Raw genomic sequence first — 18,589 nt, 5'->3', positions numbered from 1 at the left:
CGACAAAGAGGGGGCTGCCGCGCGTTATTCTGCGCGGCAGCATTTTCGGGCTGGATCAGACCAGCCGGCCTTCGACATCCAGCGTCGTGGCGCCCGCCAGATAGGGGTGCAGGGCGGTGGGCAGGACCACCGATCCATCCGCCCGCTGACCGTTTTCCAACACCGCGATCAGCGCGCGGCCGACGGCCAGGCCCGATCCGTTCAGCGTATGGACGAATTCGGTCTTGCCGCCACCTTCGGGGCGATAGCGTGCGTTCATGCGGCGGCCCTGATAATCCCCGCAATAGCTGACGCTGCTGATCTCGCGATAGCGGTCCTGACCGGGCAGCCAGACCTCCAGATCATGGGTGATGCGTGCGCCCGCGCCCATGTCGCCGGTGCACAGGACAATGGTGCGATAGGGCAGCTCCAGCGCCTCCAGCACGGCTTCGGCGCAGCGGGTCATGCGGTCGTGTTCGGCCAGCCCCGTTTCGGCATCGGTGATCGAGACCATCTCGACCTTCTCGAACTGGTGCTGACGCAGCATGCCGGTGGTGTCGCGGCCCGCGCTGCCCGCCTCGGAACGGAAGCACTGGCTGTGGGCGACCATGCGGCGGGGCAGGGCGGATTGATCCACCAGGTCGCCGTTGACCGTGTTGGTCAGCGTCACCTCGGAGGTGGGGATCAGCCAGTATCCTTCACGGGTTTTGTAGCTATCCTCGCCGAATTTCGGCAGTTGTCCGGTGCCGGTCATCATGTCTTCCAGCACCAGCACGGGCGTCCAGGTTTCCTCCAGCCCGTGTTGGGTCACGTGCAGGTCCAGCATGAACTGCGCCAGCGCGCGATGCAGGCGGGCGACGGCGCCCTTCAGCACGACGAAGCGGCTGCCCGAGAGTTTCGCGCCGGTCTTGAAATCCATGCCCGGCACGACGCCCGCGATCTCGAAATGCTCGACCGGCTTGAAATCCAGCGCGGGGGGCGTGCCCCAGCGGCGAAGTTCGACATTGTCGTCCTCGTCGCGACCGATCGGGACGCTGTCCAGGGGCAGGTTCGGAATGCCCAGCAGCAGGTCGCGCAGCTGGCCGTCCAGATCATCGGCCTCGGCCTGCATCCGGGCGATGTCGGCCTTTTTTTCGGCCACCAAGCCGCGCAGGCGCTGGAATTCATCCTCGTCGCCGCGGGCCTTGGCGGCGCCGACCTCCTTGCTGGCCTTGTTCTGTTCGGCCTGCGCGGTCTCGGCGGCGTTGATGCGCGCGCGGCGTTCGCTGTCCAGCGACAGGATCTGCGAGGTCAGCCCTTCGAGGCCGCGCTTGTTCAGCGCCGCTTCGAACGCTTCGGGGTTTTCTCGGATCGCACGGATATCATGCATGTCGGCCACCTTCGCGGAAATTGATCGCTGCCTGACTAGCGCAAGGCGCGTGCCGACAAAAGCCTGCCTTTGCGGCCGGACCGCAAAGCCGATCAATCCGGGCAGAACAGCCGATAGAGCAACGCCACGACCTCGGCGGCACGGGGATCGGATACGCGGTAAAGACGCGCCTTGCCGTCGCGGCGCGAGGCGACCAGGTTTTCCGCCCGCAAACGCGCCAGCTGCTGGCTGACGGCGGCCTGACGCTGGCCCAACAGCTGTTCCAGCTGGCTTACGGTCTTTTCGCCTTCGGACAGATGGCACAGGATCATCATGCGGCCTTCATGCGCCAAGGCCTTCATCAGCGCACTGGCCTCGGCCGCGCGGGCGGGCATGTCGCGGGCGACGGCATCGGCGCCGATGTCCACGATCTCCCTGTCGGGCGCTTCGGCCTGTGATGGTCCGGCCATCTTCACGCCCCCATGCGGGGGACGGCTACGCCCGCGCGGGTCATCATCTGTTCCAACACTGGATAGAAATCGCGCGCACCCACATATCCCTCGACGCGGCCCGTCTCGACGCCGCGATCCAGCAGGATGAAGCTGGGCGTGACGCGGGGTCGGCCCGCCAGCGCCAGGCCGTCGGGATAGGGGCCGTTCATGTCGACCTCGAAAAGGGGGGCGGCGACACCGGGACCGGACCGGTCGAAACCCGGCGCGATCTGGGCACGCCAGGCGCGGCAGAATTCGCATCCCGCTTCGGAGACCATCATCAGGCGCAGCGATTGCTTGTTCCAGTTCAGGCCGGTCTGGCCCGCCTGGACCGCACCGGGCATCATCGCGGCCGCCATGATCGCCAGTGTCTTGCGCCGGGAAACTGTGGACATTGGCGGCTCCTCTTTTCTGGGCATCGACCAAAGCTATGGACTGCACCAAGGCATGACAAGGATTACATGCAGGTTGGCCAGGGGGGATTGCCCGCCCGGAAGGGCTGGTCCAGATTGTCGGGGGCATTGCCACATCCGACCGGGGGCTTGATGGACGACCTTCTGCAGCCATTGATCAATGGCGACCGCCGCGCCCTGTCGCGGGCAATCACGCTGGTGGAATCCACCCGCCCCGATCATCGCCGCGAGGCGCAGGATCTGATCGCCCGGCTGCCGGACCGTCAGGCGCTGCGGATCGGGCTGTCGGGCACCCCCGGCGTCGGAAAATCCACATTCATCGAGGCGTTTGGCACGAATCTGACCGATCAGGGGAACAGCGTCGCGGTGCTGGCGGTGGACCCGTCCTCGGCGCGGTCCGGCGGCTCGATCCTGGGCGACAAGACCCGGATGGAACATCTGGCCCGCAACCCGCGCGCCTTCATCCGGCCCTCGCCCTCGAACACCCAACTGGGCGGCGTCGCCCTCCGCACGCGAGAGGCCGTCCGCCTGTGCGAAGCCGCCGGCTATGACATCATCGTGATCGAGACCGTCGGCGTCGGCCAATCCGAAACCCTCGTCGCGGACATGTCCGATCTGTTCATCCTGCTGCTGGCGCCTGCGGGGGGCGACGAGTTGCAGGGCGTCAAGCGCGGCATCATGGAAATGGCCGACCTGGTGCTGGTCAACAAGGCCGATGGCGACCTGATGTCGCCGGCGCGCAGGACCGTCGCGGATTACGCGGGCGCGCTGCGGCTGTTGCGCAAGCGTCCCCAGGACCCCGAGGGTTTCCCCAAGGCGATGCCGGTATCGGCCGCCACGGGCCTGGGCTTGCCCGAAGCCTGGGACCAGATGCAGCAACTGGCCGATTGGCGCAGGCAGCATGGCCATTTCGACCGAAACCGCGCCGAACAGGCCCGCCACTGGTTCTGGGCCGAACTGCGCGCCGGGCTGATGGCCCGTCTGGACCGCCCCGAGGTCAAGGCCCGCATCGAGGAGCTGGGCGGTCAGGTTGCCCAAGGCCAGCTGCCCGCCGCCTTTGCCGCGCAGCAGGTGCTGGACTGGCTGGAGGGGCCGTCGCAATAACTGCCCGATTTCGCGCCCCGCCCGTCCGGCGAATCGGCTAGGCTGACAGGCGAAGGGAAAACCCATGCGTGATCTGCCCGACCATGACCGTCTTTATGCCGCCCTTGTGGCGCGCGATCCCGCCTATGAGTGCGTGGCGCTGGTGGGCGTGACTTCGACCGGGATCTTCTGCCGGCTGACATGTCCGGCGCGCAAGCCCTTGGCGCGGAACTGCCGTTGGTTCGACAGCGCGCAGGCGGCGATGCAGGCCGGGTTCCGCCCCTGCCTGCGGTGCCGGCCGCAGGGCGCGCAGGCTGACGCGCATCCGGTGATCGTCCGGTTGACGCAGGCACTGGCCCACGATCCCGATCACCGCTGGTCCGAGGGGTGCCTGACGCGGATGGGGCTGGACCCCTCGACCGTCAGGCGGCTGTTCCGCCAGCATTTCGGGCAAAGCTTCCTGCAGATGGCGCGGGCCGCGCGGCTGCGCCAGGGCATGGGCCGGTTGAACCAAGGAGGACGCATGATCGACGCGCAACTGGATTCGGGATTTGATTCGGCCTCGGGGTTCCGACGGGCCTTTGCCCAGCTGTTCGGCCACCCGCCGCATCAGATGACCTCGGATGCCGATCTGCTGGCCGATTGGCTGGACACGCCCTTGGGGGGCATGATCGCCATTGCCGATACCCAGGCGCTGCACCTGCTGGAATTCGTGGACCGCAAGGCACTGCCCGCGGGGTTGCGCCGCCTGTCCGTGATGACGGGCAGACGCATCGGTCTTGGGCGGACGGGCATCACCGACATGACCGAGGCCGCGCTGCAGGATTACTTCGCGGGCCGCGCAGGCCGGCTGCAGGTGCCGGTGCGGCTGGCGGGCACGGCGTTCCAGATGCGGGTCTGGCAGGAATTGCAGGCGATTCCGGCAGGCCAGACGCGCAGCTATGCCCAGCTGGCCACGGCGATCGGCCAGCCCAGTGGCGTGCGGGCCGTGGCGGGGGCCAATGGCGCGAACCGTCTGGCGTTGGTCGTGCCCTGCCACCGAGTCATCGGCGCCGACGGCACGCTGACAGGCTATGCAGGCGGGCTGTGGCGCAAGGAAAAGTTGATCGCGCTGGAGGCCGGATACCGCGATTTGGCGGGGATTTCGCCCGATAAGATCCGATAAGGGTTGACGGACCCCCTCGTGTCGCTGTAACCACCCGCAAACGGAATTCCGGGCGCTGCCTCGCGGCGCCCTTTCATATTGGGACGGACCCCTTGCCGGGAACGCCCGCGTAGTTGAGACAAAGGAACACACCATGTCGCGCGTCTGCGAACTGACCGGCAAAGGCCCGATGACCGGTAACAATGTCAGCCATGCCAAAAACCGCACCCGTCGCCGGTTCTTGCCGAACCTGAACGACGTCACGCTGACGTCGGAAGTGCTGGGCCGCGGCTATTCGCTGCGCATCTCGGCCGCAGCCCTGCGTTCGGTCGATCACCGCGGTGGTCTGGACGCCTTCCTGGCAAAAGCCAAGGACACCGAGCTGTCGGACCGCGCGCTGAAGATCAAGCGCGAGATCGCCAAGCTGGACGGCGCGGCAGTCCTGAGCGCCTGATTCGACCGGCAAGCCCCCTTGGGGTTTCCGAACGCACAGCCCCGCCCGTGCGCGGGGCTTTTGCATGTTCGATTTCCTGCTGATTTCCCGGCGGTCTTCGCCTAGGGTCGCGACCATGTCCTTGTCTTCGCGCCTTGCCGGCCTTGCGCTGATTCTGACCCTGATGCTGAGCGGCATCGGGATGGGCGCAGCGCGTGGCGTGGTGCGTCAGGGTGATCAGATCGTCCTGTGCACCGGGCATGGCGTCGTGGTGACCCGCCTGCCGGGCGGAGAGGACCGGGCGCATCTGTGCCCTGACATGGCGCTGTCCCTGATGGCCGCGATCGGTGGCGCGACGCCGGTTCTGCCGCTGCGGGTGGCACAGGTCGGGGGTTTTCAGGCAGTTCAGGTGCGGGTGGCCATTCCCGTTCCGGGGCGGGCGCGGCGGGTCCGCGACCCACCGGCAGGGGTCGCGTGATTCACCGACCCTGACCATTTCCCAAGGAAGAACCCGATGAAAACCCTGATCCTGACCGCCGTTGCGGTCGCCATGCCCTTTGCCGCCCTGGCCCATGACGGCATGCATGTCGAAGACGCCTATGCCCGCAGCGCCAATCCCATGACGGGCGCGATCTTCATGACGCTGGAGAATTACCGCGACGTGGCCTGCACGCTGCAAGGCGTCGAATCGGACGTGGCTGAACGGGTGGAACTGCACAGCCATACCCAGGAAGACGGCATCATGAAGATGGGCCGCATCGAAGGCGGCATTCAGGTCCCCGCCCAGCAATCCCACGCGCTGGAACGCGGCGGCGATCACGTCATGCTGCTGGGCCTGACGCGAAAGCTGTCGGATGGCGATCAGGTCGCGCTGACACTGGATTTCGGCGATTGCGGGCGCGAGGAAGCCACCGCCGTTGTGGATAACGCCCGCGCCAATGCGGGTCATGACATGGGCCAGATGGACCATGGCGGTGACCACGCCGGCCACTGACGGGCCTCAGGCGGTCTGCGCCACCAGTTGCGCGGCCGCCGGACCCAGATGCTGGACGATCCGCTGCACCCCCAAGGCCGAGGGGTGGACCCCGTCGCCCTGCAGGAAGGGACCGCGCTGGTCGGGCGGCAGATCAGCCAGCGGCGCATAAAGATCCTGCAACAGCATCGCCCCATGCCGATTGGCCAGCCGCGCCCAGATCTGGGTCCATGCCAGCCGCCAATCGGCCTGGCCCGCCGGGGCATGGATGCCGACCAGCAGCACGGGGCGGTCTCCGGCGCGGGCTTCGGACAGGATGGCGTCCAGGTTCTGTTCGGATTTCAGCGGGTCGAACTTGCGCAGCATGTCGTTTCCGCCCAGCTCGACGATGACGGCATCGGGGGCGTTGCGCCGGATCGACAGACCGATCCGTACCCGCCCTCCATAGGTCGTATCCCCTGAAATCCCCGCATTGATCAGCTGCGCGGGCTGCCCCGCCGCCTGCAGGTATTGCGACAATTGTGGCACCAGCCCCTGGTCGCGGGGCAGGCCATAGCCGGCGGTCAGGCTGTCGCCCAGGCACAGCAGCTTGGGCAGGCCTTGGGCCCGCGCAGGCCCGGCGGCAGCCAGTGCCGCCATCATCGTCAGCAGTTCACGTCTGTTCAGCGTCATCCGGCCTTCCTCAAGCGCAGGGCATTGCCGACCACGAAGACCGAGGACAGCGCCATCGCCCCCGCCCCCAGCATCGGCGACATCTGCGGTCCACCAAAGGGCACCAGCACGCCCATTGCAACCGGCACCAGCGCGACGTTGTAGGCAAAGGCCCAGAACAGGTTCTGGCGGATGTTGCGCATCACGGCCCGCGACAACGCGATGGCGCGCGGCACACCGCCCGGATCGCCCGACATCAGCACGGCGTCGGCGGTTTCGATGGCGATGTCGGTGCCCGTGCCGATGGCGATGCCCGTGCGGGCGGCGGCCAAGGCCGGGGCATCGTTGATCCCGTCGCCGACGAAGACGCTGTCATCGCCCATGTCGCGGATCAGGGTCAGTTTGTCTTCGGGCGACAGACCGCCACGAGCGTCGTCGATCCCGAGGCTGGTCCCCATGGCGCGGGCGGTCGCGGGCGTGTCGCCCGACAGCATCACGGTGGTGATCCCCAAGGCGTGCAGATCGGCGATGGCCTCGGCCGATTGCGGGCGGGCGGCGTCCATGACCGCGAAGCTGGCGCGATGCGTGCCGTCGATGGCCAGGTGAACGGGCGTCGCCCCCTGATCGGCGGCCTTGGTCGCGTGGGTCATCAGCGTCGGATCGGGCGCGATCCCGGCCGCATCCAGCGCCGCCAGATTGCCGATCAGCAGGTCCCGGTCCTGCACCCGCGCCTGCAGGCCCTGGCCCGCGATGGCGGTGACCGCCTGCGCCGCGGGCAGGTCCTGCCCCTTGGCGGCGGTCACGAAGGCGGCTGCCAAGGGATGTTCGGACCGGGCCTCGGCGGCGGCGGTCAGGCGCAGGGCTTGGTCGGCATCGATCCCGGCGGTCCAGGTTCCGGTCAGCGCCGGATGGCCCATGGTCAGGGTGCCGGTCTTGTCAAAGCCGACGATCCGGGCCGTTGCCAGCTTTTGCAGCGCGTCACCCTGGCGGAACAGCACGCCCAGCTGTGCCCCGCGGCCCGTCCCCACCAGGATCGACATCGGCACTGCCAGCCCCATCGCGCAGGGGCAGGCGATGATCAACACCGCTACCGCCGCCACGACCGCCTGCGCCAGTCCCGGACCAAAGATCAGCCACAGGATCAGCGTCAGGACCGACAGCGCGATGATGCAGGGCACGAAAACCCGCGTCACCTTGTCGACCAGCGCCTGCACGGGCAGGCGGGCGTTCTGGGCCCCTTCGACCAACGTGACGATGCGCGACAGGACGGTGTCGCCCCCCGTGGCGGTCACGCGCATGGTCATGGCGGCGCTGCCGTTCACGGTGCCGCCGGTCACCGTGTCGCCCGTGATCTTGGCGACGGGGGCCGGTTCGCCCGTCAGCATCGATTCGTCGATGCGACCCGCCCCTTCGGTGATCACGCCGTCCAAGGGAACGCGCTGGCCCGGCGACAGCAGCAGCAGGTCCCCTACCTGGACCTGGTCGATGGGCAGGACGATCTGCCTGCCGTCGCGCAGCAGGGTGGCGGTGTCGGGGGCCAGGTCCATCAGCTGTCGAATGGCGGCGCCGGCTTGGCCCTTGGCACGCGCCTCCAGCCAGCGGCCCATCAGGATCAGGGTGACGATGACGGCGGCGGCTTCAAAATAGACGTGTCGCGATGGGGCGGGCACCAGCGCAGGAGCTAGCGTGACCACAGCCGAATACAGAAACGCCGCCCCCGAACCCAAGGCGACCAGGCTGTTCATTTCGGGGGCAGCGCGCAACAGGGCCCTGAACCCGGTCCTGAAGAACCGCCGCCCCGGAACCGCCAGCACCGCCAGCGCCAGCAGCATCTGCCCGATCCACAGCGCCTGCATGGGCACCATGCCGTGCAGCCAGCCGTGAAAGGCGGGTACAAGATGGCCGCCCATTTCGACGATGAACAGCGGCAGCGTCAGCGCCAGCGCGATCAGGAAATCGCGGCGCAGGGTGGCGGCTTCGTCGGGGATGGCGGGTTTCTGCGTCCCATCGGTGATGACCGACGCGGAATAGCCCAGTTCGCTGACCAGCCGCGCCACGGCACGGGGTTCCAGGTTCGGGGCATGGACCACCTGCGCCTGCCCGGTGGCCAGGTTCACCTGTGCCGAGGCGACCTGCGGGGCCTGCTCCAGCCCGCGCTGGACGCGTCCTTGGCAGGACGCGCAGCTCATGCCCTGGACCTGCAGGCGGGTGGTGGTCAGCTGGGCGGGATAGCCGGCCCTGTCCAGCGCTTCGGTGATCCGGGCCAGGGGAAGGTCATGGGTCTGCATCCGGGCGTGCCGGGTGGCGGGATTGACCGAAAGATCGCTGATGCCGGGCAGGGCCGACAGGGCGCGCTCGATGCGGCCCGCGCAGGATGCGCAGTTCATGCCCGGCACGGGCAGGTCCAGAAGGGCTGTCATGTCGGCGGTCGCTTTCGGCTGATGCATCGGGGATGCGGGGTTGCGGTCCGGGGGTCAACCCACCACCTTCATGTGTGAAGTTTAAGCCGCATGATCAAGCCATCCCTGACCCGTGATGCGGTCATCAGTTGCGGCAACAGGTGTTTTGCCTGTATTCAGACCAAAACCACCGGACGAGGAATACCGCCATGAACCGCCGTCAGTTGATTTCGCTGGCCCTGCCGCTGATCGCCGCGCCGTCGCTGGTGATGGCTCAGGCCGCACCCAAGGCCCCCGTCGCGACCAAGCCCGCGACCGATCCCTATATTCCCACCGAAGTCGCCATCCGCGACGATTTCGAGGTCGGCAGCATCGTCGTCGTCAGCAAGGACTTCTTCCTCTATCACGTCATCGCGCCGGGTCGGGCGATCCGCTATGGCGTGGCCGTCGGCAAGGACGAGCTGGTCTGGAAGGGCAAGGCCACCATCGGCCGCAAGGTCGAATGGCCCAGCTGGCGTCCGACTCAGGACATGATCGAACGCAACCCCGCTGCTTACAAGAAATACGAGGACGGCATGCCGGGCGGCCCCCAGAACCCGCTTGGGGCACGCGCGCTGTATCTTTACAACGCGCAGGGCCAGGATACGGCCATCCGCATCCACGGCACGACGCAGCCCGGCTCGATCGGCTCGGCCGTGTCGAACGGCTGCCTGCGGATGCGCAACGAAGCCGTGATCAGCCTGTTCAACCAGGTGCCGGTCGGCACGCCCGTCTACGTCTTCTGAACTTGACGCTGATGCTGGACAGGGTCGCGGGCCCCTCGCTTGAGGGGTTCGATGACATCATCGACGTGCGCGCGCCCGCCGAATTCGCCGAGGATCACCTGCCCGGCGCCATCAACCTGCCGGTGCTGGACGATGCCGAACGCGAACGCGTGGGCACGATCTACAAGCAGGTTTCGCCCTTTGATGCGCGCAAGATCGGCGCGGCGCTGGTGTCGGCCAATGCCGCGCGCCACATCGCGGGGGCGCTGGCCGATAAGCCGGGCGGCTGGCGGCCCTTGGTCTATTGCTGGCGGGGCGGGCAGCGTTCGGGCAGCTTCGCGACCATCCTGGGCCAGATCGGCTGGCGCGTCAGCCGGGTCGAAGGCGGCTACAAGTCGTGGCGTCGCCTGGTGGTCGACCGCGTGCAGAACGGGCCGATCCCTTCGCGCGTCATCGTGCTGGACGGCAATACCGGCAGTGCCAAGACCGAAATCCTGAACCGCTTGGCGGCCCGCGGCCATCAGGTCATCGACCTGGAAGGCATGGCCAACCATCGGGGTAGCCTGTTCGGCGCCATGCCCGGCGGCCAGCCCAGCCAGAAGATGTTCGAGGGCAGGCTGGCCATCGCGCTGGAATCACTGGACCCCGCGCGCCCCGTCCTGGTCGAGGCCGAAAGCAGCCGCATCGGCGCGATCACGGTCCCCAAGGCCATGTGGCAGGCCATCTGCGCCGCGCCCCGCCTGCAGATGCAAGTGCCGGTCGAGGCCCGCGCGGCCTTCACCGCCCACAGCTATGACGACATGGTCGAGGATCCGGACCGCGTGGCGCATATCCTGGACCTGCTGACGCCGCTGCATCCCGCCGAACGGATCGAGACCTGGCGCGGGCTGCTGCGGGCCCGGCAATGGCAGGCCCTGTCCGAAGGTCTGCTGCGTGACCATTACGACCCCCGCTATGACAAGCACCGTGCGCGTCACGACGACGGCACGGGGCATGCGGTCAGCTTGGCCGACCTGACTGATCTGGAGGCCGCCACCGGGGCGGTTGAAGACGCCTTGGCCCGGATGCCGGGCTGACGGGGTGCCGCCGGATCGGGGTCGGCGGCGCGCCCTGTCAGGTTTCGGCGTGGCGCAGGAAATGCCGCAGCAGCTTTTCCAGCTTGGCCGCCCCAAGCGGCGCCATGGCCTTGGTGTGATCGTGGCTGATCGATTCGTCCGACAGCCCCGCCCCCATATTCGTGATGACCGAGATGGCGGCGCAACGCAGGCCCAGAAACCGCCCCAGGATGATCTCGGGGACGGTGGACATGCCGACGGCATCGGCCCCCAGCACGCGTGCGGCCCTGATTTCGGCGGGGGTTTCGAAGCTGGGGCCGGAAAACCAGCAATAGACGCCTTGGGGCAGGTCGACGCCTTGGGCCTTGGCGGCATCCGAAAGCGCCTGACGCAGGGCGACGTCATGCGCGTCCGTCAGCGGCACGAAACGCGCATCGGTCTTTTCCCCGATCAGCGGGTTCGTACCGGCAAAGGCGATGTGATCGTTCAGCATCATCAGCCCACCGGGCTGGATGTCGGCGCGCAACGACCCCGCGGCGTTGGTCAGGATCAGCTTGTCGCAGCCCAGGTCGCGTAGAACCTCCAGCGGCAGGCGCATGGCATCGGCGCGACCCGATTCGTAGTAATGCGACCGACCGCCGAAGATGGCGACGCGCCGCCCCTCCAGCTGGCCGATGACCAGCCGGGGGACATGGCCCGACACGCCCGCATGGGGAAACCCCGGCAAGTCGTCATAGGGGATCGTCACGCCATCCACCATGTCGATCAGATGCCCAAGGCCCGACCCCAGGATCAACCCGTATTCCGGCGCCTGGGGGCCGGCGCGGTCGCGGATCAGGTCGGCCAGCTCAGCGCTCTTTGACATAGGGTTCTCCTCCGGCGCGGGGCGGGATGGCACGGCCGACGAAACCGGCCAGGATGATCACGGTCAGGATGTAGGGCAAAGCGTTCATGAACATCGACGGGATCGTGATGAAGCCCAGGTCCAAGTTCGGATAAAGGTTGGCGATCGCCTCGAGCAGACCGAAGAGGAAGGTCGCGAACAGCGCCTGCCATGGACGCCACTTGGCGAAGATCAACGCCGCAAGGGCGATGAAGCCGCGACCGGCGGTCATTTCCTTGACGAAACCCGCCGACAGGCCCGTCGCCAGATAGGCGCCCGCGATCCCGCAGAGGATGCCGCAGATGGCGACAGCGGCATAGCGCAGCCGCGTCACCGAAACGCCCGCCGTATCGACGGATGCGGGGTTTTCCCCAACCGCGCGCAGGCGCAGGCCGAAGCGCGTGCGGAACAGCACCCACCACGTGACCGGCACCAGCAGCAGCGCCACATAGACCAGGATCGTGTTCCCCGAGATCAGCCCCGAATAGATCGGCCCGACCACCGGCACGTCGCGCAGCGCGTCGGCAAAGGGCAGGGTGATCGGCTGGAAACGCCCCGCCCCGGTCAGCGCGGGCGTGCGCCCGCCCAGGCCAAAGGCGTTCTGCCCCACCAGCACCGTCAGCCCCGAAGCCAGGAAGTTGATCGCCACGCCCGCGATCAGCTGGTTGCCTCGGAAGGTGATCGAGGCCAGCCCGTGGACCAGCGACAGGGCCAGCGACCCGCCGATGCCCGCCAGCAGGCCCAGCCAGGCACTGCCGGTCAGATAGGCGACGGATGCGGCGGTGAAGGCCGCCATCAGCATCTTGCCCTCCAGCCCGATGTCGAAGACACCGGCGCGTTCGGAATAAAGCCCGGCAAGGCAGGCCAGCAGCAGCGGCGTCATCAGGCGCAGCGCGCTGCCGATCCCCTGGGATGCCGCGCCCCCGTCGATGACGGCCCAGACCAGGCAGATGCCCAGCACGATCAGCGCGATCAGTGAGTCCTTGAATTTCATTTCGCGCCTCCGGTCGTGCGTCGCATGGACAGGAAGATGCGTTCCAGTGGCATGCGGACCATGTTGTCCAGCGCGCCGGTGAACAGGATGACCAGGGCCTGGATGACCACGATCAGCTCACGCGGAATGCTGGTCCACAGCGCCAGTTCGCCCCCGCCCTGATAGAGGAAGCCAAAAAGCAGCGCGGCCAGGAAGACGCCGAAGGGGTGGTTGCGGCCCATCAGGGCGACGGCGATACCGATGAAGCCCGCCCCCTCGACCGCGTTCAGGACCAGCCGTTCGGATTCGCCCATGACGTTGTTGATGGCCATCAGACCCGCCAGACCGCCCGAGATCAGCATCGCGATGACCGTGATGCGCACCGGGCTGATACCCGCATAGACGGCGCCCGGTTCTGATTTGCCCAGCACGCGGATCTCGTATCCCAATCTGGTGCGCCAGATCAGCAGCCAGATCAGCAGGCAGGCGACGATGGCCACCAGGAAGGTGATGTTGACAGGGGTGTTCTTGCCCCATTCCAGCCCCAGTCCCGCCGCGATGTCGGTCAGGGCGGGGATGTTGGTAGATTCGGGGAAGCGCGCAGATGCGGGGTCCATGCTGCCCACCGGGCGCAACTTGTTGACCAGCACATAGTTCAGCGCGGCGGCGGCGATGAAGTTGAACATGATCGTGGTGATGACGATATGGCTGCCGCGTTTCGCCTGAAGATAGGCGGGAATGAAGGCCCATGCCGCGCCGAAGGCTGCAGCCCCGATCATGGCGACCGGCAGGGCGATGGCCCAATGCGGCAGCGGCAGGTACAGCAGTACCAGCGCGACGCCCAGGCCACCCATCGCGGCTTGGCCCTCGCCGCCGATATTGAACAGGCTGGCATGATAGGCGACCATCACCGCCAGCCCGGTAAAGATGAAGTTCGTCGCGTAATAGAGCGTGAACCCCCAGCCATAGCTGGAGCCGAGCGCCCCTTCGACCATGGTCTTCATCGCCATGACGGGGCTTTCCCCGATGGCCAGGATCACCAGCGCCGATATCGCCATGGCCAGGATCAGCGAGATCAGCGGCGTCAGGATCACGTCAGCCCATTTCGGCATCTTCTCCATCAGACGGGCTCCTGCGGCAGGTCGTCGACATGGGCGGTCCCTGGGGGGATGCCCGCGTTTTCGGGGGTATGGTCGGTATCGGTGACGCCCGCCATCAGCAGGCCCAGTTCGCCCGTGGTGGTGTTTCCGGGCAGGCGTTCGCCCATGATGCGGCCGTCGAACATGACGGCGATGCGGTCAGAAAGGGCCAGGATCTCGTCCAGCTCGACGCTGACCAGCAGGATCGCCTTGCCTGCGTCGCGCAGCGCCACGATCTGCTTGTGGATGAACTCGATCGCGCCGATATCGACGCCGCGCGTCGGCTGGCCGATCAGCAGCAGGTCGGGGTTGCGTTCGATTTCCCGGGCGACGACGATCTTTTGCTGGTTGCCGCCGGAAAAATTGCGCGCCGCCAGGTTCGGGTTGCGCGGGCGGACGTCGAAACGCTCCATCTTGGCGGCAGCGTCGGCGCGGATGGCGGCATTGTCCATCAGCATGCCCTTGGTGAATTCGGGCGCGTCCTGCCAGCCAAAGGCGACGTTTTCCCAGGCCGCAAAATCCATGATCAACCCTTCGACCTGACGATCCTCGGGGATGTGGCCGATGCCCGACCGGCGGCGCTGCGCGGCGTCGCAGCCGCGTCCGCCGATGGGCAGGGGGGCGCCGTTCATGCGGATCTCTCCGCCGACCTTGCTGCCCTTGGGGGGATAGCCGCCCAGGATCTCTAGCAGGGTCGTCTGGCCGTTGCCACTGACGCCCGCCAGCCCTAGGATCTCACCGGCGCGGATATTCAGGTCGATGCCGCGCAGGCGCTCGACGCCTTCGATATCGGTCATCGTCAGGTTGCGGACCTCAAGGATGGGGGCCTTGGGGGTGGCGGGGGTCTTTTCGACGTTCAGCAGCACCTTGCGGCCGACCATCAGCTCGGCTAGGTGCTCCGGGCTCGTTTCGGCCGTTTTGACCGACGCGACCATCTCTCCGCGGCGCATCACGCTGACATTGTCGGTGATGTCCATGATCTCGCGCAGCTTGTGGGTGATCAGGATGATGGTCTTGCCCTCGTCGCGCAGCCCTTCCAGGATGCGGAACAGGTGGTCGGCCTCGGCAGGGGTCAGCACGCCCGTGGGTTCGTCCAGGATCAGAATGTCGGCCTGACGGTACAACGCCTTCAGGATCTCGACCCGCTGCTGGTGGCCGACCGACAGGTTCTCGATCGTCTCGTCGGGGTCGACGTTCAGCTGGTATTCGGTGGCCAGCTGCTTCAGCACGCCGCGCGCCTTGGACAGCGAGGGGCGCAGCAACGCACCATCCTCGACGCCCAGAATGATGTTTTCCAGCACCGTGAAATTCTGCACCAGCTTGAAATGCTGGAAGACCATGCCGATGCCCGCGCGGATCGCGGTCTGGCTGTCGGCGATGGTGATAGGCTGGCCGTTGACCAGCACCTGCCCGCTGTCGGGCTTGTAGAAACCATAGAGGATCGACATCAGCGTCGATTTGCCGGCGCCGTTTTCGCCGATGATGCCGTGGATCGTGCCCTTGGGGACGGACAGGTTGATGTTACGGTTTGCCTGGACGGGCCCGAATGCCTTCGAGATGCCGCGCAGCTCGATAGCAGCGGGGGCGGTCGTGGCCGACCGCCCCCCCATCATGTCGCTTGCGGCGGTCATCAGGATGCCGGGCAGCTGTTGTCGGTCATATAGTCGTGGACCTTGATCTCGCCCGAGGCGATGCCGGCCTTGGCCTCGTCGACGGCGGCCTGCATTTCGGCGTCCACCAAGTCCTTGTTGGCATCGTCCACCGCGACATCGACGCCGCCCGCAGCCAGGTCCATGACCTTGACGCCGGGTTCCAGGTCGGTGCCGGCGGTGAAGGCGTCATAGACCGCATTGTCCACGCGCTTGACCATCGAGGTCAGCACTTGGCCCGGATGCAGGTGGTTCTGGTTGCTGTCCACGCCGATCGACAGGATGCCTTCATCGGCTGCGGCCTGCAGCACGCCGATGCCGGTGCCGCCAGCGGCCGCATAGATCACGTCCGCGCCTTGGGATTTCTGCGCGCGGGCCAACTCGCCGCCCTTGACGGGGTCGTTCCAGGCGGCAGGCGTGGTGCCGGTATAGTTGATGACGACCTTGCCTTCGGGCTGGGTCGCCTTGAAGCCCTGCGCAAAGCCGCATTCAAACTTGTGGATCAGCGGGATGTCCATGCCGCCGATGAAGCCCACGGTGCCGGTTTCCGACTTCATGCCCGCCATGACGCCGGCCAGATAGCTGCCCTGTTCCTCGGCAAAGACCACGGACTGGACGTTCGGCGCATCGACGACCATGTCGATGATGGCGAATTTCGTGTCGGGATAATCGCCCGCGATCTGCGTCAGCACGTCACCGAAGGCAAAGCCGGTCATGACGATGGGGTTGGCTCCGACCTCGGCCAGACGGCGCAGGGCCTGCTCGCGCTGTGCCTCGGACTGCATCTCCAGCTCGCGATAGGTGCCGCCGGTTTCCTCGACCCAACGCTGAGCGCCGTGGAAGGCGGCCTCGTTGAAGGATTTGTCGAACTTGCCACCCAGATCGAAGATCAGGGCCGGTTCGGCAAACGCCACGCCCGTCGTCAATGCCGTCAGGGCCGAGCCCGCCAGAAGCGATTTGATCAGAGACATTCGTAACCTCATCCTGTTTTCGCGGGCGATTCAGACAGCCCGGTTGATTGCGCGATTAGGGCGCATCGGTCTGTGCCGGTCAACCGCCTTTCTGGGCGGCACGCAGCGTCAGGCGCATCACGATGGCATCCGTTTGGGGGCCGTAATAATGCGGTCTGATCCCGGCTTCCACCCAGCCCGTGCCGGAATAGAGCGCCCGTGCCGCAAGGTTGTCTGATGCGACCTCCAGAAAGGCGTCACTTGCGTCCATCGCTTGCGCGGTGCTGGCAAAACGGGCAACCAGCCGACGTCCCGTGCCCATGCGCCGTGCGTCCGGATCGACGGCCAGCGTCAGCAATTCGGCCTCTCCGGCGATGGCGCGGCCCAGCAGGAAGCCGTGGTCATCATCCAGCAGGAAGCAGCCGCGGCTGCTCAGAAGGCCCGTAAATTCGGCGGCGCTCCAAGGGCGGGGGGCGGTGAAGCAACGCGCATGCAGCGCCGCCAAGCGGTCGGCGGTCGTCATGGCAGGATGAGGGGTGGGGCGTCACGGCCGGGGGCCGCATCAGCAGGGCGCAGATAGATCGGCGCGGGGCGCGGGGCGGGGGTGTCCGCGCGCGCCGCCGCCAGCTGGGCGATGGCCACGGCGGTCGGGACCGCCGGCGCAGCCGGCGCGGGGCCGGGTGGCAGCGCGCCGGTCGCTGCTTGCTGCGGCCGGCCCCCGTCCCGATCCTCCGCGGTGAAATCCTGCCAGATGACCTGATCGCCGCGCGTCGGGATCTGGATGCGGCAGGGGCGGGGCAGCCCATGGGCCGCGGCCTCGGTGGCACTGATACCGATGGCGGGGATCTTCAGCGCCAGCGCCAGTCCCCGCGCCGCAGCCACCGCGATGCGGATGCCGGTGAAGTTGCCGGGGCCGATGCCCACGCCGATGACCGACAGGTCGTGCCAGCCGACGCCAGCCTCGGCCAGCATCTCCTCCAGCAGCGGCATCAGCCGTTCGGCCTGCCCCTTGGTCATCTCCTCCTGCCGCTCTGCCAGAACCTCGTCGCCACGCAACAAAGCGGCCGCGCAATGCGCGGCCGATGTGTCGAACCCAAGGGTCAGTCGATCAGGCAACGGGGCGAACCTCGATCACCTCGGGGATGTAATGGCGCAACAGGTTCTCGATACCCATCTTCAGCGTCAGCGTCGACGACGGGCAACCCGCACAGGCTCCCTGCATGTGCAGGTAGACGATGCCGCGGTCAAAGCCGTGGAAGGTGATGTCGCCGCCATCCTGCGCCACAGCGGGGCGGACGCGGGTGTCCAGCAGTTCCTTGATCTGGCCGACAATTTCATTGTCCGGGCCGTCATGGGCGGCGTGGCCGGCGCTTTGGGGCGCATCGCCCTCGATGGCGGGGGCGCCGGACTGGAAATGCTCCATGATGGCACCCAGGACCGAGGGCTTCAGGTGATCCCACGGCTGGTCGTCCGCCTTGGTGACGGTGACGAAGTCCCGCCCCAGGAAAACGCCCGTGACCCCTTCGACCGCAAAGATGCGGCGCGCCAAGGGCGAGCTTGTGCCCGTGTCGGGCGAGGGGAAATCGGCCGTGCCACTGCCAAGCACCGTTTCGCCGGGCAGGAATTTCAGCGTGGCTGGGTTCGGGGTGGTCTCGGTCTGGATGAACATGGGGCAGCTCCTTTGACGCTGATATGGCGATGGGCGACCCTTGGGTCAAGTCACGGGGGTCAACTCAGGGGCAAGTTGGCGGCGCGGGGCGGGCCGCGATCAGGTGATCGCCTCCAGCCTTTCCTTGGACAGGTCGCCCGGCACCAGCGTGATGGCGCAGGGCAGCGTCATCGCATCACGCAGCATTCGCGACAGAACGGGGTTCTGGCCGCTCTTGTCGCTGTTGAGGCCCAGGACGACGACACCGATCTGGCCGTCCTCGGCGATCTGGGCCAGCAGCTCCTCGGCCGGGTCGCCCTCGCGGATGACCAGTTCCGGCTCGATCTTGGCGCGACTGCGCATCCACTTGGCGAAAACCTCGAAATGCGCCTCGATCCGCTCGCGCGCCTCGGCCCGCATCAGGTCGGCCACGCCGAAGCCGTGCTGGATGTCATCGGTGTTCACCACCGACATGATGACGACCGCGCCGCCGGTGTTCGAAGCCCGCATCGCCGCAAATCGCATGGCGTTCAGGCATTCCTTGCTGTCGTCCAGAAGGACAAGAAATTTACGCATCTTCCCGGATGTGTCCTGTCAATTTCCCCGAACAGTGG

The 18,589-nt window shown here is 67.0% G+C and carries 21 protein-coding genes; 7 read left to right on the top strand and 14 right to left on the bottom strand.

Translation table 11 applies throughout. The features are described 5' to 3' along the window. Nucleotides 1-55: 55 nt before the first annotated feature. The 3 genes from serS to DKT70_RS05950 form a co-directional block, all read right to left on the bottom strand. A complete protein-coding gene (gene serS / locus DKT70_RS05960; RefSeq protein WP_111558283.1) occupies nt 56-1,348 on the bottom strand; it encodes a serine--tRNA ligase in 1,293 nt (430 codons plus the stop codon). 92 nt (nt 1,349-1,440) lie between these two features. Beyond that, nucleotides 1,441-1,797 carry an ArsR/SmtB family transcription factor gene (locus DKT70_RS05955; RefSeq protein ID WP_233490441.1) on the bottom strand — a complete coding sequence of 119 codons (357 nt, stop codon included), beginning with the start codon at nt 1,795-1,797 and terminating at the stop codon, nt 1,441-1,443. 2 nt (nt 1,798-1,799) lie between these two features. Then, a complete protein-coding gene (locus DKT70_RS05950; protein WP_233490440.1) occupies nt 1,800-2,213 on the bottom strand; it encodes a SoxS protein in 414 nt (137 codons plus the stop codon). A 150-nt stretch (nt 2,214-2,363) separates the two neighbouring features. Here DKT70_RS05950 and meaB point away from each other — a divergent pair, with 150 nt between their 5' ends. From meaB to DKT70_RS05925, 5 genes are all read left to right on the top strand, one after another. Continuing rightward, complete coding sequence (gene meaB / locus DKT70_RS05945) at nt 2,364-3,335, top strand: methylmalonyl Co-A mutase-associated GTPase MeaB (protein WP_111558371.1); 972 nt, start codon at nt 2,364-2,366, stop codon at nt 3,333-3,335. Nucleotides 3,336-3,399: 64 nt separating this feature from the next. Further along, on the top strand, nt 3,400-4,479 hold the full coding sequence (locus tag DKT70_RS05940; RefSeq protein ID WP_111558282.1) for a bifunctional transcriptional activator/DNA repair enzyme AdaA: 1,080 nt from the start codon (nt 3,400-3,402) through the stop codon (nt 4,477-4,479). A gap of 133 nt (nt 4,480-4,612) precedes the next feature. Beyond that, complete coding sequence (rpmB, locus tag DKT70_RS05935) at nt 4,613-4,912, top strand: 50S ribosomal protein L28 (RefSeq protein ID WP_072295908.1); 300 nt, start codon at nt 4,613-4,615, stop codon at nt 4,910-4,912. Between the two features lie 115 nt (nt 4,913-5,027). Then, nucleotides 5,028-5,369, top strand: a complete 342-nt coding sequence (locus tag DKT70_RS05930) for a hypothetical protein (protein ID WP_146612596.1) — start codon at nt 5,028-5,030, stop codon at nt 5,367-5,369. 36 nt (nt 5,370-5,405) lie between these two features. Next, complete coding sequence (locus tag DKT70_RS05925; protein ID WP_111558280.1) at nt 5,406-5,885, top strand: copper chaperone PCu(A)C; 480 nt, start codon at nt 5,406-5,408, stop codon at nt 5,883-5,885. Nucleotides 5,886-5,891: 6 nt separating this feature from the next. Here the strand turns inward: DKT70_RS05925 and DKT70_RS05920 are convergent, their stop codons facing one another. Together DKT70_RS05920 and DKT70_RS05915 are read right to left on the bottom strand one after the other, a co-directional pair. After that, the gene (locus tag DKT70_RS05920; RefSeq protein ID WP_233490439.1) at nt 5,892-6,536 is read right to left on the bottom strand and encodes an arylesterase; all 645 of its coding nucleotides are present in this window, start codon (nt 6,534-6,536) and stop codon (nt 5,892-5,894) included. Continuing rightward, nucleotides 6,533-8,935 (bottom strand): heavy metal translocating P-type ATPase, encoded by a 2,403-nt coding sequence (locus tag DKT70_RS05915; RefSeq protein ID WP_111558369.1) that lies wholly within the window; start codon nt 8,933-8,935, stop codon nt 6,533-6,535. The genes DKT70_RS05920 and DKT70_RS05915 overlap by 4 nt, the downstream gene beginning before the upstream one ends. A gap of 188 nt (nt 8,936-9,123) precedes the next feature. Here DKT70_RS05915 and DKT70_RS05910 point away from each other — a divergent pair, with 188 nt between their 5' ends. Then, nucleotides 9,124-9,699: a L,D-transpeptidase gene (locus DKT70_RS05910; protein WP_111558279.1), complete on the top strand. Its 576-nt coding sequence runs from the start codon at nt 9,124-9,126 to the stop codon at nt 9,697-9,699. A gap of 11 nt (nt 9,700-9,710) precedes the next feature. Continuing rightward, complete coding sequence (gene mnmH / locus DKT70_RS05905) at nt 9,711-10,754, top strand: tRNA 2-selenouridine(34) synthase MnmH (protein WP_111558368.1); 1,044 nt, start codon at nt 9,711-9,713, stop codon at nt 10,752-10,754. Between the two features lie 37 nt (nt 10,755-10,791). Here the strand turns inward: mnmH and DKT70_RS05900 are convergent, their stop codons facing one another. The 9 genes from DKT70_RS05900 to DKT70_RS05860 form a co-directional block, all read right to left on the bottom strand. Next, nucleotides 10,792-11,598, bottom strand: coding sequence for a purine-nucleoside phosphorylase (locus DKT70_RS05900; RefSeq protein WP_111558278.1), 807 nt, complete (start codon nt 11,596-11,598; stop codon nt 10,792-10,794). After that, on the bottom strand, nt 11,582-12,610 hold the full coding sequence (locus DKT70_RS05895; RefSeq protein WP_111558277.1) for an ABC transporter permease: 1,029 nt from the start codon (nt 12,608-12,610) through the stop codon (nt 11,582-11,584). Before DKT70_RS05895 ends, DKT70_RS05900 begins: the two co-directional genes overlap by 17 nt. Then, the gene (locus DKT70_RS05890; RefSeq protein ID WP_111558276.1) at nt 12,607-13,710 is read right to left on the bottom strand and encodes an ABC transporter permease; all 1,104 of its coding nucleotides are present in this window, start codon (nt 13,708-13,710) and stop codon (nt 12,607-12,609) included. The genes DKT70_RS05895 and DKT70_RS05890 overlap by 4 nt, the downstream gene beginning before the upstream one ends. Then, complete coding sequence (locus tag DKT70_RS05885; protein WP_111558275.1) at nt 13,710-15,359, bottom strand: ABC transporter ATP-binding protein; 1,650 nt, start codon at nt 15,357-15,359, stop codon at nt 13,710-13,712. Before DKT70_RS05885 ends, DKT70_RS05890 begins: the two co-directional genes overlap by 1 nt. Beyond that, entirely contained in the window at nt 15,359-16,348 is a 990-nt protein-coding gene (locus DKT70_RS05880) for a BMP family lipoprotein (protein WP_111558274.1), read from the bottom strand. The genes DKT70_RS05885 and DKT70_RS05880 overlap by 1 nt, the downstream gene beginning before the upstream one ends. 79 nt (nt 16,349-16,427) lie before the next feature. Next, nucleotides 16,428-16,850 carry a GNAT family N-acetyltransferase gene (locus DKT70_RS05875; protein ID WP_111558273.1) on the bottom strand — a complete coding sequence of 141 codons (423 nt, stop codon included), beginning with the start codon at nt 16,848-16,850 and terminating at the stop codon, nt 16,428-16,430. Beyond that, nucleotides 16,847-17,443, bottom strand: a complete 597-nt coding sequence (gene tsaB / locus DKT70_RS05870; RefSeq protein WP_111558272.1) for a tRNA (adenosine(37)-N6)-threonylcarbamoyltransferase complex dimerization subunit type 1 TsaB — start codon at nt 17,441-17,443, stop codon at nt 16,847-16,849. Before tsaB ends, DKT70_RS05875 begins: the two co-directional genes overlap by 4 nt. Continuing rightward, a complete protein-coding gene (locus tag DKT70_RS05865) occupies nt 17,436-17,996 on the bottom strand; it encodes a NifU family protein (protein ID WP_111558271.1) in 561 nt (186 codons plus the stop codon). The genes tsaB and DKT70_RS05865 overlap by 8 nt, the downstream gene beginning before the upstream one ends. Nucleotides 17,997-18,095: 99 nt before the next feature. Beyond that, nucleotides 18,096-18,551, bottom strand: a complete 456-nt coding sequence (locus DKT70_RS05860) for a universal stress protein (RefSeq protein ID WP_072295919.1) — start codon at nt 18,549-18,551, stop codon at nt 18,096-18,098. Nucleotides 18,552-18,589: the final 38 nt, after the last annotated feature.

Origin of the sequence: Paracoccus sediminilitoris (assembly GCF_003259195.1) — a bacterium.
In the GTDB taxonomy this organism is placed as follows: domain Bacteria; phylum Pseudomonadota; class Alphaproteobacteria; order Rhodobacterales; family Rhodobacteraceae; genus Paracoccus; species Paracoccus sediminilitoris.
The sequence above is the reverse complement of the archived record's forward strand: the minus strand, read 5'-3'. Positions and strand labels throughout refer to the sequence as shown.

Bases quoted from the DNA above. Each gene is read 5' to 3' on its own strand.
- serS (WP_111558283.1), bottom strand. From the start codon at position 1,348: ATGCATGATATCCGTGCGATCCGAGAAAACCCCGAAGCGTTCGAAGCG.
- DKT70_RS05955 (WP_233490441.1), bottom strand. From the start codon at position 1,797: ATGGCCGGACCATCACAGGCCGAAGCGCCCGACAGGGAGATCGTGGAC.
- DKT70_RS05950 (WP_233490440.1), bottom strand. From the start codon at position 2,213: ATGTCCACAGTTTCCCGGCGCAAGACACTGGCGATCATGGCGGCCGCG.
- meaB (WP_111558371.1), top strand. From the start codon at position 2,364: ATGGACGACCTTCTGCAGCCATTGATCAATGGCGACCGCCGCGCCCTG.
- DKT70_RS05940 (WP_111558282.1), top strand. From the start codon at position 3,400: ATGCGTGATCTGCCCGACCATGACCGTCTTTATGCCGCCCTTGTGGCG.
- rpmB (WP_072295908.1), top strand. From the start codon at position 4,613: ATGTCGCGCGTCTGCGAACTGACCGGCAAAGGCCCGATGACCGGTAAC.
- DKT70_RS05930 (WP_146612596.1), top strand. From the start codon at position 5,028: ATGTCCTTGTCTTCGCGCCTTGCCGGCCTTGCGCTGATTCTGACCCTG.
- DKT70_RS05925 (WP_111558280.1), top strand. From the start codon at position 5,406: ATGAAAACCCTGATCCTGACCGCCGTTGCGGTCGCCATGCCCTTTGCC.
- DKT70_RS05920 (WP_233490439.1), bottom strand. From the start codon at position 6,536: ATGACGCTGAACAGACGTGAACTGCTGACGATGATGGCGGCACTGGCT.
- DKT70_RS05915 (WP_111558369.1), bottom strand. From the start codon at position 8,935: ATGACAGCCCTTCTGGACCTGCCCGTGCCGGGCATGAACTGCGCATCC.
- DKT70_RS05910 (WP_111558279.1), top strand. From the start codon at position 9,124: ATGAACCGCCGTCAGTTGATTTCGCTGGCCCTGCCGCTGATCGCCGCG.
- mnmH (WP_111558368.1), top strand. From the start codon at position 9,711: ATGCTGGACAGGGTCGCGGGCCCCTCGCTTGAGGGGTTCGATGACATC.
- DKT70_RS05900 (WP_111558278.1), bottom strand. From the start codon at position 11,598: ATGTCAAAGAGCGCTGAGCTGGCCGACCTGATCCGCGACCGCGCCGGC.
- DKT70_RS05895 (WP_111558277.1), bottom strand. From the start codon at position 12,610: ATGAAATTCAAGGACTCACTGATCGCGCTGATCGTGCTGGGCATCTGC.
- DKT70_RS05890 (WP_111558276.1), bottom strand. From the start codon at position 13,710: ATGGAGAAGATGCCGAAATGGGCTGACGTGATCCTGACGCCGCTGATC.
- DKT70_RS05885 (WP_111558275.1), bottom strand. From the start codon at position 15,359: ATGACCGCCGCAAGCGACATGATGGGGGGGCGGTCGGCCACGACCGCC.
- DKT70_RS05880 (WP_111558274.1), bottom strand. From the start codon at position 16,348: ATGTCTCTGATCAAATCGCTTCTGGCGGGCTCGGCCCTGACGGCATTG.
- DKT70_RS05875 (WP_111558273.1), bottom strand. From the start codon at position 16,850: ATGACGACCGCCGACCGCTTGGCGGCGCTGCATGCGCGTTGCTTCACC.
- DKT70_RS05865 (WP_111558271.1), bottom strand. From the start codon at position 17,996: ATGTTCATCCAGACCGAGACCACCCCGAACCCAGCCACGCTGAAATTC.
- DKT70_RS05860 (WP_072295919.1), bottom strand. From the start codon at position 18,551: ATGCGTAAATTTCTTGTCCTTCTGGACGACAGCAAGGAATGCCTGAAC.